We start from the raw sequence: 13,597 nt of genomic DNA, 5'->3' as shown, positions 1-13,597 counted from the left end.
GGGGCGCGGTGCTGCTGCTGCGCCGTCTGGTGCCCGGCGCGGGCGCGCCGCGCTGGCTGCTGCTGGCGACCCGCCAGGTGGCGGCGCGGCCGGCCTTCGCGGTGGTGCAGGTCTCGGCGCTGGCGGTGGGTCTGCTGGCGCTGGCCCTGCTGGTGCTGCTGCGCACCGACCTGATCGCCAGCTGGCGTGCGGCCAGCCCGGCCGATGCGCCGAACCGCTTCGTCATCAATATCCAGCCCGATCAGGGCGAGGCCTTCCAGCAGCAGTTGAAGACGGCCGGTGTGAGCGGTTATGACTGGTATCCGATGATCCGCGGCCGTCTGGTTGCGATCAATGGCAAGACGGTGGCGCCCAAGCAGTTCAGCGAGGAGCGCTCGCAACGCCTGGTCGAGCGCGAGTTCAATCTGAGCCATGGCGCCGAGCTGCCGACCCACAACCAACTGGTCGGCGGGCGCTGGACCGCCGACGAGGCCCAGGGGCTGAGCGTCGAGGAGGGCCTGGCCAAGCAGCTGGGGCTCAAGCTCGGCGACAGCCTGAGCTTCGATATCGCCGGCAGCATCGTCAGCGGCCGTATCAGCAGCCTGCGCAAGGTGGACTGGAGCTCGATGCGGGTCAACTTCTTCGTGCTGTTCCCGCGCGCGGCCATGCCCGAGCTGCCCAGCACCTATATCGCGGCCTTCCGAGCGCCCCCGGGCGGCGAGCTGGATAGGCAGCTCAGCCATGACTTTCCCAACATCACCAATGTCGATGTCTCGGCCCAGATCCAGCAGGTGCAGCAGGTGCTGGACCAGGTGATACAGGCGGTGCAGTTCCTGTTCGCGTTCACCTTGGCCACCGGCCTGGTGGTGCTGCTCAGCGCGGTCAGCAGCACGCGCGAGTCGCGCATCCGCGAGTTCGGTCTGATGCGGGCGCTGGGCGCCAGCAAGCAGCTGCTGGCCCAGGTGCAACGCGCCGAGTTGCTGGGCGTGGGCGCGCTGGCCGGCGCGCTGGCCGGTCTGGTCGCGCTGGCGCTGGGCAGCCTGCTGGCGCGCTATGTGTTCGAGTTCGACTGGGGCGGCAGCCCCTGGGTGCCGCTGGCCAGCGCCGCGCTGGGCGCGCTGCTGGCCCAGGCGGCCGGCTGGTGGAGTCTGCGCGGCGTGCTGCAGCGGCCGGTGATGGTGACCTTGCGCGAGGCGGACACCAACTGAACGGCCGCTTCAGCGCGGCGTCGGGCTGCCCGGATCAGAAGGTCTCCCAGTCGCTGTCATTGCCCTGCGGCTTGGGCGCCGGCTTCGGCGCGGCGGCGGCCGGGCGAGGGGCCTCGGTCTTGGCAGCCGGCTTGGGTGCGGCGGGCTTGGCGGCCACCGGCCGGTGCGCGGCCGGCGCTGCCGCTGGCTTGGGCTTGGACACAGCGGACGCCTGGTAGGCCGGTGCCGCATCGTTGTTGGAGAGCCTGAACACCGACACCACCTCGGTCAGCTTGTGGGCCTGGTCCTTCAGGCTCTCGGCCGCCGCCGCCGATTCCTCGACCAGGGCGGCGTTCTGCTGGGTCATCTGGTCCAGGTGGACGACGGCATCATTGACCAGGGCGATGCCGCTGCTCTGCTCGGTCGAGGCGGCGGTGATCTCGCCGATGATGTCGGTGACGCGCTGCACGCTGGAGACGATGTCGTTCATCGAGCTGCCGGCTTCCTGCACCAGGCGGCTGCCGGCCTCGACGCTGTCGACGCTGGCGCCGATCAGGCCCTTGATCTCCTTGGCCGCATCGGCGCTGCGCTGGGCCAAAGAGCGCACCTCCGAGGCCACGACCGCGAAGCCGCGGCCCTGCTCGCCAGCGCGGGCCGCCTCGACGGCCGCATTTAGCGCCAGGATGTTGGTCTGGAAGGCGATGCCATCGATCACGCCGATGATGTCGCTGATCTTCTTCGAGCTGGTCGTGATCGCGTCCATCGTCGAGACCACCTGGCCGACCACGGTGCCGCCCTTGGCTGCGGCAGAGGAGGCCGAGGAGGCCAGCTGGTTGGCGGTCAGCGCGGCATCGGCGGTCTGGCGCACGGTGGCGGTCAGCTCTTCCATCGACGAGGCGGCCTGCTCCAGATTGGCCGCCGTCTGCTCGGTGCGCTGTGACAGGTCTTGCGCGCCGACCGCGATCTCGCTGGACGCGGTGGTGATGGAGTTGCTGGCGGCCCGCACATCGAGCAGGATGTGCTGGATCTTCTCGGCAAAGGTGTTGAAGGAGCCGGCGATGCGGGCGATCTCGTCCTTACCGGCCACCGGCAGGCGCTGGGTCAGGTCGCCGCCGCCGGCGCTGATCTCGTCGAGCGCGGCGCGCACCTTGTCGAGCCCGCCCAGCATCGCGGTCACCAGACCCGCGACCAGCAGGCCCGCCAGCACCATCACGACGACCAGCGCGATCACCGAGGTATTGACCAGGGAACTCAGCGAGGCCAGGGCCTCGCCCTTGTCGGCGGCCGTGACCAGCACCCAGTCGGTCTCGGCGATCGGCGCGGCACGCATCAGCACGGTCTGCTCACCGACCTTGGCCTCGACCCAGCTGGCGCCGGGCTTCAGGCTGGCCTCCAGCGCCGCCGCGTCGAACTGCGGGCTCAGCTCGGTGCCGGGCTTCATCGCCAGATTGGCGTCGGGGTGGGCAATGATCTTGCCCTGGCGCGAGGTCAGAAAGGCCCAGCCGGCCGGTGTAGGCTTGATGGACTTGACGGTCTCGACCACGCCGTCCAGATAGACATCGGCGGCCACCACCGCCAGGGTCTTGCCGCCTTCCTTGACCGCCTGCGCAAAGGTCACGACCAGGCGCTTGGTGCCGGCATCGACATAGGGTTCGGTCAGCACCGCGCCGCTGGCGCCTTCCGCCTGCTTGTACCAGGGGCGGGCGGTGGGGTCGTAGCCGGGCGGCAGATCGTTCTGCGGGGTCGAGAAATGCACGCTCTTGTCCGCCAGGCCGACATAGGCATTGTCCAGACGCCCGGATTTGGCCGCCTGCACCAGCATCGGTATGGGGTCTGCAATCTTGGCCACGGGCTGTATCGAGCCGACGATGTCGCGCTGCGATCTGACCCATTGGGCAATGGTGGCGCCATGGGCGGCCGCCAGCGCATCCAGGCTGGCGTTGACCTGGGCATGGGTGTGCTTGCGCACGATCAGGTAGTCGGCGACGGTGACGATGCTCAGAGTCACTACCACCACCCCGACGCACAGGCTGATCAGCTTGGTCTTGATCGAATCAAACATTGTTGTGCTCCTCGAAAAACAAAAAAGGGGGCCGGGCCCTGCGGCCCGTTCCCCCCTGAATTCGTTCGCCGGCGATCTGCTTCTGCGAGCATGTCCGGCGGCATCATTTGTCAACTCAGAACGTTTCCCAATCGCCGTCGTCCTTGGCCGCCTTGGGCGGGCTCAGGGCAGCGGCAGGCTTGCTGGATTGAGCCGCCTTGGCCAGCACCGTCTGCGCGACCTGCTTGGAGCCGGAGCTGGCCGGGCTGCTCTTGGCGGGGGCGGGCCTGGCGGCGACCGTGCTCGCTTTCGTGGCGGGGGCGGGCTTGTTCGGTAGCGGTGCGGCGGCCGACTGGCCCGGCGCGACCCGGAACACCGAGACCGCCTCGACCAGGCGATGGGCCTGCTCCTTGAGACTCTCGGCGGCGGCCGCGGACTGTTCGACCAGGGCGGCGTTCTGCTGCGTCATCTGGTCGAGTTGCACGACCGACTGGTTGACATTGCCGATGCCGTCGCTCTGCTCGGCCGAGGCGGCGGTGATCTCGCCGATGATGTCGGAGACCCGGGCCACGCTGGCGACGATGTCCTGCATCGAGCTGCCGGCCTCCTGCACCAGGCGGCTGCCGACCTCGACCCGGTCGACGCTGGCGCCGATCAGGCCTTTGATCTCCTTGGCGGCCGCCGCCGAACGCTGGGCCAGCGAGCGCACCTCGGCCGCCACGACCGCGAAGCCGCGGCCCTGCTCGCCGGCGCGGGCCGCTTCGACGGCGGCGTTCAAGGCCAGGATATTGGTCTGGAAGGCGATGCCGTCGATCACGCCGATGATGTCGTTGATCTTCTTCGAGCTGGTGTTGATCTCGTCCATCGTCGAGACCACCTGGCTGACCACCTCGCCGCCCTTGGCGGCGGCGCTGGAGGCCGTCGACACCAGCTGGTTGGCGGTGCGGGCCGAGTCGGCGGTCTGCTTGACGGTGCCGGTCAGCTCCACCATCGAGGAGGCGGTGATCTGCAGATTCGAGGCGGTCTGCTCGGTACGCTGGCTCAGGTCCTGGTTGCCGGTGGCGATCTCGGCGCTGGCCGTGCCTATCGAGTCGACCGAGTTGCGCACCGTGCCGATGATGTCGGCCAGGCGCTGGCGCATGCCCTCGGTATCGCGCATCAGCGCGCCGATCTCGTCCTGTCGATCGCTGCGCACCGGCACGCTCAGATCGCCCTGGGCGATGGCGCGCACGCCCTCGCTGAGCGAGGCCAGCGGCTTGGCGACCCAGTTGCGCATCATCCAGAACAGGCCGAAGCCCAGCGCCACTGTCGTGCCACCCAGCATCAGCCAGAAGGGCACCAGCGTGGCCCAGTGAGAGGCCATCGCCTCGCCGCGCGAGACCTGGGCGACGACCCACAGCCCGGCCTTGTCGTTCTTGCGAACGACGGCGAAGTTGTCGCTGTGGCCATTGCCCAGCACATCGGGCGAATCGCCCAGATAGCCGTCCTCGCCGACCTCGCCGAGCTGCTTGATCAGCTCGGGCGCGACCTCGCTGACCAGCTTGCCCTTGGCCGTCGGATGCGAGGCGAAACGGGCCTGGGCCGGGTCCTTGCCGACGCTGACCATATAGGTGCCGCCGCTGTCGAAGAACTTGGCGTCGCCGGCCATCTTGTTCATCGCCGCCTCGAAGGCATCGAGGTCGAAGCCGATGAAGAGCAGGCCGACCTGCTTGCCGGCATCGTTCTTGACCGGCTCGTAATAGGTCATATAGGCGCGGCCGAACAGATTGGCGCGGCCCGCATAGGGCTTGCCGGCCGTCAGCGTGGCATAGGCCGGGTGCTGCTTGCCCAGCAGCGTGCCCATCGCGCGCTCTCCCTTGTCGTTCTTCAGCGAGGTGGTGATGCGCAGGAAGTCGTCGCCCTTGGCGGCGAACACCGTGGCGACGCCGCCGCTGGTGGCCGCGAACTTGTCGACCTGGGTGAAGTTGCCGTTCAGGGTCGGGCCCCAGTCGCGCAGCTCGCCGGTGGCCTCGTCCAGCGTGAAGCTGGGACCGAACTCCTGGCGGAAGGTGCCGAAGCTGCGCTCGACCAGGGTGCGCGAGGTGTCGTCCATCGCGTGCATGGTGTCGATCAGCGACTGGGTCTTGTCGCCGACCCAGCTGACCACACGTTCATGAGCGACCTTGGTCAGCATCACGCTGACGATCCCGCTGGTGGCCAGCAGGATCACGGAGAGGGAAACGACGCCGACCAGAGAGACGCGGCGTGCGATCGAAGTAATTCCGGTAGCCATATGGGGCAACTCCTTGGACCCAGAGTCCGTCCCTGTCAAAAGAAGGCCCGCTACGCTGGCGGGCCCGGGTGCTGTCAGCCGATCACAGAGTCCATCAGACCCATGTCGGCGCTGCTCATCAGCCCTTCGATGTCCATCAGGATCAGCATGCGGTCGTTGACCGCGCCGATGCCGGTGATGAAGCTGGTGTCGACCGCGCTGGCATTCAGTTCGGGCGCGGGGCGGATCGCGTCGCGGCTCAGCTCCAGCACATCGGACACCGAGTCGACCACCGCACCGACCACGCGGTTGCGCACATTCAGCACGATCACGACGGTGAAGCTGTTGTACTCGGCAGTGGGGCAGCCCAGCTTCAGGCGCAGATCGACGATGGGCACGATGACGCCGCGCAGATTGACCACGCCCTTGATGAAGTCCGGGGCGTTGGCGATGCGGGTGGGCGGCTCGTAGCTGCGGATTTCCTGCACCTTCAGGATGTCGATGCCGTATTCCTCGCCGCCGAGGCGGAAGGTCAGGTATTCGCCGCTGGCCGGGCCATGGGCTTTGACGGCCAGATTGCCGGCGGATTCACGGCGGACCAGCTGGGTCGTTTCGCTGATGGTTTCCATGGCTTACCTCGTTGTGGTGTGGGCTTGATGATCAAAAGGTGGGCGGGTGATGCCGGCGGGCATCAAAAGGTTTCCCAGTCGCCATCGGCGGCGGCCATCGCGGGCTTGGGGCTGGGCGCCGGCGGCTTGGGCGGCGGGCGCGGCGCGGCGGCCGGCTTTGCAGCAGTGGTCGTGGTAGTTCGAGGCGCCGCGATCTTGGCCGGCGCCGGCTTGGCCGGGCTGAACGCTTTGACCGATGGGGCCGCCGGCGCCAGCATCGCGCTGGCCTGCTTGCTGATGCGGAACTTGTCGACCGCCAGGGCCAGGCGCTCGGCCTGGTCCTTCAGGCTCTCGGCGGCGGCAGCGGATTCCTCCACCAGCGCGGCGTTCTGCTGCGTCATCTGGTCGAGCTGCACCACCGACTGGTTGACCTGGCCGATGCCGTCGCTCTGCTCGGCCGAGGCGGCGGTGATCTCGCCGATGATGTCGGAGACGCGCTGCACGCTGGAGACAATGTCGCTCATCGAGCTGCCGGCTTCCTGCACCAGGCGCGCGCCGGTCTCGACCCGCTCGACGCTGGCGCCGATCAGGGTCTTGATCTCGCGGGCGGCCTCGGCACTGCGCTGGGCCAGCGAGCGCACCTCGCCGGCCACGACCGCGAAGCCGCGGCCCTGCTCGCCGGCGCGGGCTGCTTCGACGGCGGCGTTCAAGGCCAGGATATTGGTCTGGAAGGCGATGCCATCGATCACGCCGATGATGTCGCTGATCTTCTTCGAGCTGGTGTTGATCTCGTCCATCGTCGAGACCACCTGGCTGACCACCTGGCCGCCCTTGGCGGCGGCGTTCGAGGCCGAAGACACCAGCTGGTTGGCGGTGCGGGCCGAATCGGCGGTCTGCTTGACGGTGCCGGTCAGCTGCACCATCGACGAGGCGGCCTGCTGCAGATTGGAAGCGGTCTGCTCGGTGCGGCTAGAGAGATCCTGGTTGCCGGTGGCGATCTCGACCGAGGCGGTGCGGATGCTGTCGGCCGAGGTGCGCAGCTGGCCCACCAGGTTCTGCAGCGAGGCCTGCATATTCTGCAGCGAGCGCATCAGATGCGAGGCCTCGTCCTGACCCTCGACCACGGCGGCGCTGCTGGTCAGGTCGCCCTTGGCGATCGCTTCGGCCAGCAGTTCGGCCTCGGCCAGCGGCTTGCAGATGCTCTGCATATTCAAGAGGGTCAGCGGCACCACCACGGCGGCGGCCAGGGCCAGCACGACGATGAAGGCGGTCAAGACCTGGCCCTGGGTGGCCTCGGCACGCTGGTGCGTGTCGGTGGCTTCCTGCTGCAGCGCGGCGCGCAGCTCATCGATCTGCTTCTCGGCCAGGGCCACATCGTCCTTGGCGCGGCCCAGCAGCTTGTCGGCCACGGCGGCGTTGTCGTAGCCGCCAGCCTCCAGCTGGGTCAGCACCGGCTGGGCCTTGGTGGCGTAGGCGTCCAGCAGGCTCAGCACCTTGGCCATGCTGGCCTTGTCGCCGGCGCTTTCACCGCTGCGCATGGCTTTGGCGATCTCGGCGATGGATTTGCGCGAGTCGTCCCATTTGGCGCGCATCGCCTTGACGACCTCGGGCTTCTCGTAGTTGATGATCATGTCCTTCTCGAAGCGCCGCATCTCCCCCATGGCGTGAACCAGGCGGGTGACTTGGTTGGCTTCGCCGACGGACACTTCGGCAAACTGCTTGGTCTGGTCGCGCATCGAGTTCATGCCCAGCAGACCGACACTGCCCACGGCCAGCAGCAGCACCAGCACCATGGCGATCGCGCCAATCATGCGGGTGCGTATGCTGAAGCGGCGGAGCATTGCACTCATACTCATTCGGATACCTCTGTAGCTTCGACGTCAGTGACGCGAGCGCCTGACCAGGCTGCCCACATCGAGAATCAGCGCGACGCGGCCGTCGCCCATGATGGTGGCGCCCGAGACATCGGGCACCTTGCGGTAGTTGGCTTCCAGGTTCTTCACGACCACCTGCTGCTGGCCGAGCAACTCGTCCACCAGCATGGCCACGCGGCCCCCTTCGGCTTCCACCACCACCATGATGGAGCTGACATGCTCGAAATCGAAACGCGGAACATTGAAAACCTGCTCCAATTCCACGACCGGCATGTATTCGTCGCGCACCTCGACCACGCGGCCGGAGCCGCCGACGGTCTTGATGGTGTCGGCCTGGACCTGGAAGGATTCGACCACCGAGGCCAGCGGCAGGATGTAGACCTCGTCGCCGACGCCCACGCTCATGCCGTCCATGATGGCCAGGGTCAGCGGCAGGCGCACCGAGACCTTCATGCCATAGCCCTCGGCCGAGTCGATCTCGACCGTGCCGCCCAGCTGGGTGATATTGCGCTTGACCACGTCCATGCCGACGCCGCGTCCCGAGACATCGGTGACCTGGTCGGCGGTGGAGAAGCCGGGCGCGAAGATCAGGCCCCAGACCTCGGCATCGCTCATCGAGTCGGGCGCATCGATGCCTTTCTCGCGCGCCTTCTTGATCAGCTTGTCGCGGTTCAGGCCGCGGCCGTCGTCGCGCACCTCGATCACGATGGAGCCGCCCTGGTGCGAGGCGACCAGGGTAATCGTGCCCTGCTCGGGCTTGCCCTTGGCGACTCGCTCGGCCGGCAGCTCGATGCCGTGGTCGCAGCTGTTGCGCACCAGATGGGTCAGCGGGTCGGTGATCTTCTCGACCAGACCCTTGTCCAGCTCGGTGGCTTCGCCCTGCGTGACCAGTTCGACCTTCTTGCCCAGCTTGGCGGCCAGGTCGCGCAGCATGCGCGGGAAGCGGTTGAATACGCCCGACATCGGAATCATGCGAATCGACATCACCGATTCCTGCAGATCCCGGGTGTTGCGCTCCAGATCGGCCAGGCCTGAGGCCAACTGCTGATACAGGGCCGGGTCCAGCTGGCTGCTGTTCTGCGCCAGCATCGCCTGGGTGATGACCAGCTCGCCGACCAGATTGATCAGCTGGTCGACTTTCTCGACCGAGACGCGCAGCGTGGACTGGTCCATGCCGCCGGCCGGGGGGCGGGCCTCGGTCTTGGCGACCGGCTTCGCGACCACGGCCTTCGGTGCCTCTGCGGGCAACTGGGCCTGGGCTTCGAGCTCGGTGCTGGTGCTGCCGCTGGGCAGGCCCGGGGCATCGTCGAAGAAGCCGTAGCCGGGGTCCTGGCTCACGGCCTCGGCCGGCGGCGCGCCGGGCGCGCCCTCGTGGAAGCCGAAGCCCGGGCCCAGCGGCAGCAGCTTGACCTGCTCACGGGCCACATGGAAGGTGAAGAGATCCAGCAGATCGTTGTCGGTGCTGCCGGTCAGGATCTTGTAGCGGCGCATGCCGTCGGAGGAAACACCGCCGTCCAGCGGCTCTATCGTGCCCAGATCGGTGATTTCCTTGAACAGCTCGACCAGGTTGTCGGCCAGGCTCAGGTCGGCCAGCGGCCCGACCTGCAGCTCCAGCTCGCGTGCGGTCGGCTTGGCCGGCGCGGCGGCCGGCTTGGGCGCCGGTGCCGGCGCGGCGCTCTGCACTGCCGGTGCTGCCGTCACCTCCTTGCCCTCGACCAGCGCGCGGATGCTGGTCAGCAGGTCGGTGGTGTCGACGGCGTCTGCACCGGAGCCCTGGTGGCGGCCCAGCTGCGCGCGCAAGGCATCGCCCGACTGCAGCAGGATGTCCACCATCGCGGCATTCGGTGCCAGCTCGTGGCGGCGCAGCTTGTCCAGCAGCGTCTCCATCTGGTGGGTCAGCTCGGCCACATCGCCGAAGCCGAAGGTTGCCGCACCACCCTTGATCGAGTGCGCGCAGCGGAAGATCGCGTTCAGCTCTTCATCGTCGGCAGTCTCGATATTCAGGTTCAGCAGCAGCTGTTCCATATTGTCGAGGTTCTCGCCGGCTTCCTCGAAGAAGACCTGGTAGAACTGACTCAGGTCAATGCCGGCACTCAGGCTTGCGCCTTCGGAGGTCATTTCTCCCATGCTTTACTCCTTGTTGTGGCGCCAGGCCTCAGCGAATCACTTTGCCGATCACCTCGATCAGCTTGGCCGGATCAAAAGGCTTGACCAGCCAGCCGGTGGCGCCAGCGGCACGGCCGGCCTGCTTCATCTGGTCGCTGGACTCGGTGGTCAGGATCAGGATGGGGGTGGTTTTGAACTTGGGGTTGTCGCGCAGTTTCTTGGTCAGGCTGATGCCGTCCATGCGCGGCATGTTCTGATCGGTCAGCACCAGATCGAAATCGCGCGAGCTGGACTTTTCCCAGGCATCCTGGCCATCGACCGCCTCAACCACATTGAAACCTGCGTTCTTGAGGGTGAAGGAGACCATCTGGCGCATCGAGGCCGAATCGTCCACAGCAAGAATTGAATGCATCGCTTTCTCTCCGGATAACAAGCTGATATCGGTTGAACTTGAGAACTCTTTAGAACAGTTCGATGGACCCTGCGTCCATTTCGTCCTGAGTCACGGGATTGGGGCGCAGCGGCGCGATCTCGACGACCGCCTCACCGTCCTCGTCGTCGCCAAAGGTGTCGCGCGCCAGCTGGTCGGCGCAGTTGCGCAGGCGCTGACTGGTGTGAGCGATCAGCTGGGTGGCCATGTCCTGGAACTGCAGCGCCGTGATGGCGCCGGCAATGTCTTCCATCACATGGTGCAGCGCACCGCTGTCGGCGCCTGGGTTTTCGGCGGCCTGGCGCAGCAGGGTCTGGACCTGGCTGGAGGCGCTGTAAAAATGGCCGGACAAGGCCTCGCCGGCATCGTCGAGCAGGCGCTGCAGGCGCTCCAGATCGTTGGTCACCGTCATCAGGTGGTCCTGCAGTTCGGCGGCGGCCAGCAAAGGGAGCATGCCCGGCTCTTCATCAGGGGTGGAGTTTTCGTTCATCGGCTTCGTCGCTCCATGCTTGTTATGTGCTGACCTGGCTCAGACGACCGGATGGTCCGGTCATATCCGGGATCTTCGGCATTTCTTGTGGGCATGTCGACAGGACAATCGGCCCGAACTGGGCCTATTTCTTGGAATCGACCCGAATCCAACAAACCTGATGCGGGTTAACGCCGGATTGTGGGCTGGGCGGCGCTGCCGTTCATGGATAGCGGCAGGGCTGCCGTGAGTTGTTGCACATTCTTGGCATACTCCCGCCCCATGACTGTTTCTAGCGCCGAGCGTCGCCTGCGTGTACTCCATGTTGAGGATTCGGAACTCGATCACCAACTGATCGTGGCCCAGTTGCGCCGCGCCGGCCTGGACCTGGAGGTGCACCGGGTCGATACCCTGGCCGAGGTCGCGCAGGCGCTGACCGAGGCCTGGGATGCCATCGTGTCCGACTACAACCTGCCCGGTTTCTCCGGCCTGGTGGTGCTGGACATGCTCAAGGAGAGCAAGCGCCTGATTCCCTTCGTGCTGGTCTCCGGCGAGATCGGCGAAGACACGGCCGTGGCGGCGATGCGCACCGGCGCCTCCGACTATCTGCTGAAGAACAATCTGGCGCGGCTGGCGCCGGCCCTGCTGCACGCCATCGAGGCCAACGACATGCAGTGCGCCCGTCTGGAGGCCGACCGCGAACTGCGCAAGAGCAAGCAGCGCCTGCACGAGCTGGCCGGCCATTTGCAGACCAGCGTCGAGATGGAGCGCGCGGCAATCGCGCGCGAGATCCACGACGATGTCGGCGGCTCGCTGACGGCGCTGAAGTTCGACCTGGCCTGGATCGCCCGCCATGCGCAGGACGCGGCGGTGCGCCAGCGCGTGCAGTCGGCGCTGGAGACCGTCAGCTACGCGATCGAGGCCAGCCAGCGCATCATGCACAACCTGCGGCCGGCCATCCTCGAGCAGGGCCTGGTCGCGGCGGTGCAGTGGATGAGCATGCGTTTCGAGCGCCGCACCGGCATCACGACGACCATGCGCACCAGCCATGAGCAGATCCAGCTGCCGGCCGGCGTGCCGCTGGTGGCCTACCGCACCGCGCAGGAAGCCTTGACCAATGTCAGCAAGCATGCAAATGCCAGCCGGGTCGATATCGAGCTGAGCGTCGACTCGGGCGTGCTGACCCTGGAGGTCAGCGACAATGGTCAGGGCGTGGCGCCAGGCGATCTTGCCAAGGCGCGATCATTCGGCATCCGTGGTCTGCATGAACGGGCCGCAACCGTTGGGGGATGGGTCGATTTGAGCAGCAATAGCAGAGGGACCAGCCTGATCCTGTCGGTGCCGCTCGAAGCGCCCGACGACAGCCTGGCCGATGACGAGGCCGGCCGCGCCGCCACCCACGATCCTTCGGCCTGGGGCTGCGCATGATCAAGGTGATTCTGTGTGACGACCATGCGCTGATACGCCGCGGCATCCGCGACACCCTGTCCGATGCGGCCGATATCGAGGTCATCGGCGAGGCCGGCGATTACGGCGAGTTGCGCACGCTGATGCGCCAGCCCGACAAGGACTGCGATGTGCTGGTGCTGGACATCAATATGCCGGGCCGTAGCGGCCTGGACGTGCTGCATGTGCTGAAGGACGAGGGCAACCCGGTGCGGGTGCTGATCGTCTCGATGTATCCGGAAGACCAGTACGCGATCCGCGCGCTGAAGGCCGGTGCCTTCGGCTATGTCAACAAGGGCGGCGACCCGCAGCTGCTGGTGGCGGCGGTGCGCACCGTGGCACAGGGGCGCAAGTATGTGACGCCCGAGATCGCCCAGATGCTGGTCGAGAGCCTGACCGCGCCATCCACCGAGCAGGCCCACCAGAAGCTCTCCGACCGCGAGCTGCAGACCCTGGTGATGATCGCCTCGGGCAAGCGTCTGTCCGACATCGCCGAGGAGCTGACGCTGAGCCCCAAGACCGTCAGCGTCTACCGCGCCCGCGTGCTGGAAAAGCTGGCCCTGTCGAACAACTCCGAGCTGACGGTCTACGCGATCCGCAACGGTCTGGTCGAGAGCTAAAGCCGGCCGGCAGCGCGCCGATAAAGCGCTGATGGCTGATCAAGAACCGAGCGGCGCGTCGGCTCGGGCGCGGCCGCCCGAGCGCTCGCTGGTGCGCCGCCTGACGGCGCTCAATCTGACGGTGCTGGCCGCGACCCTGCTGCTGACCCTGGGACTGATCGCCGGGCTGTCCTGGCTGGGCGCGCGCGAGCGCCAGGCCCAGGCCGCCGAGCAGGCCGCCCAGCTGCTGGCCCATGGCGTGGCGGCGATGCTGGTGTTCGAAGATCGCGCCGCCGCAGCCGCCGAGTTGGCCGCATTCGCGCACCGCGCCGAGCTGCTGGAGTTGCAGCTGCTGGACTCCCGGGGCCGGCTGTTCGCGCGCTGGCCGGCCGAGGGCGCCACGCAGGCCGCCGTGCCGGCCTGGACCGGCCGTGTCATCGAAGGCGGCGAAATCCAGGTCCATGCGCCAGTGCTGCAGCAGGGCGAAGCGGTCGGCCATCTGCTGCTGCGCGAGAGCTTGGCCGGTCTGGAACAGGGCCTGCTGCGGCTGGCCGCGCTGACGGGCGTGCTGGCGCTGCTGGCCATCGTGCTGGCCGCGCGGGTGCTG

General features: G+C 67.2%; 11 protein-coding genes. 4 read left to right on the top strand and 7 right to left on the bottom strand.

All coding sequences use genetic code 11. The annotated features are described in order from the left end of the window. Positions 1 to 1,187 (top strand): ABC transporter permease (locus PO768_RS24550; protein ID WP_336297784.1); only part of this gene is annotated, 1,187 nt, incomplete at its 5' end. 34 nt (positions 1,188 to 1,221) lie between these two features. Here PO768_RS24550 and PO768_RS24545 read toward each other — a convergent pair. The 7 genes from PO768_RS24545 to PO768_RS24515 form a co-directional block, all read right to left on the bottom strand. Continuing rightward, entirely contained in the window at positions 1,222 to 3,228 is a 2,007-nt protein-coding gene (locus tag PO768_RS24545) for a methyl-accepting chemotaxis protein (protein ID WP_272648129.1), read from the bottom strand. A gap of 115 nt (positions 3,229 to 3,343) precedes the next feature. Beyond that, on the bottom strand, positions 3,344 to 5,479 hold the full coding sequence (locus PO768_RS24540) for a methyl-accepting chemotaxis protein (protein ID WP_272648128.1): 2,136 nt from the start codon (positions 5,477 to 5,479) through the stop codon (positions 3,344 to 3,346). A 74-nt stretch (positions 5,480 to 5,553) separates the two neighbouring features. Continuing rightward, positions 5,554 to 6,087, bottom strand: coding sequence for a chemotaxis protein CheW (locus PO768_RS24535; protein WP_137943312.1), 534 nt, complete (start codon positions 6,085 to 6,087; stop codon positions 5,554 to 5,556). Between the two features lie 62 nt (positions 6,088 to 6,149). After that, complete coding sequence (locus tag PO768_RS24530; RefSeq protein ID WP_442953294.1) at positions 6,150 to 7,922, bottom strand: methyl-accepting chemotaxis protein; 1,773 nt, start codon at positions 7,920 to 7,922, stop codon at positions 6,150 to 6,152. Positions 7,923 to 7,946: 24 nt separating this feature from the next. After that, positions 7,947 to 10,067: a chemotaxis protein CheA gene (locus tag PO768_RS24525; protein ID WP_272648127.1), complete on the bottom strand. Its 2,121-nt coding sequence runs from the start codon at positions 10,065 to 10,067 to the stop codon at positions 7,947 to 7,949. A 28-nt stretch (positions 10,068 to 10,095) separates the two neighbouring features. Next, positions 10,096 to 10,458, bottom strand: coding sequence for a response regulator (locus PO768_RS24520; RefSeq protein WP_077038091.1), 363 nt, complete (start codon positions 10,456 to 10,458; stop codon positions 10,096 to 10,098). 49 nt (positions 10,459 to 10,507) lie between these two features. Beyond that, the gene (locus PO768_RS24515; protein ID WP_272648126.1) at positions 10,508 to 10,966 is read right to left on the bottom strand and encodes a hypothetical protein; all 459 of its coding nucleotides are present in this window, start codon (positions 10,964 to 10,966) and stop codon (positions 10,508 to 10,510) included. Between the two features lie 261 nt (positions 10,967 to 11,227). Between PO768_RS24515 and PO768_RS24510 the strand changes: the two genes are divergently transcribed. From PO768_RS24510 to PO768_RS24500, 3 genes are all read left to right on the top strand, one after another. After that, positions 11,228 to 12,373, top strand: a complete 1,146-nt coding sequence (locus PO768_RS24510) for a hybrid sensor histidine kinase/response regulator (protein ID WP_137943308.1) — start codon at positions 11,228 to 11,230, stop codon at positions 12,371 to 12,373. Next, complete coding sequence (locus PO768_RS24505) at positions 12,370 to 13,011, top strand: response regulator (RefSeq protein WP_137943307.1); 642 nt, start codon at positions 12,370 to 12,372, stop codon at positions 13,009 to 13,011. Before PO768_RS24510 ends, PO768_RS24505 begins: the two co-directional genes overlap by 4 nt. Before the next feature lie 31 nt (positions 13,012 to 13,042). Beyond that, positions 13,043 to 13,597: CHASE sensor domain-containing protein (locus PO768_RS24500; protein ID WP_272648125.1), on the top strand; the 555-nt coding region annotated here is incomplete at its 3' end.

This window comes from Paucibacter sp. XJ19-41 (genome assembly GCF_028462495.1).
GTDB lineage: Bacteria > Pseudomonadota > Gammaproteobacteria > Burkholderiales > Burkholderiaceae_C > Roseateles_E.
This window is presented reverse-complemented; position numbering and strand designations above follow the sequence as displayed.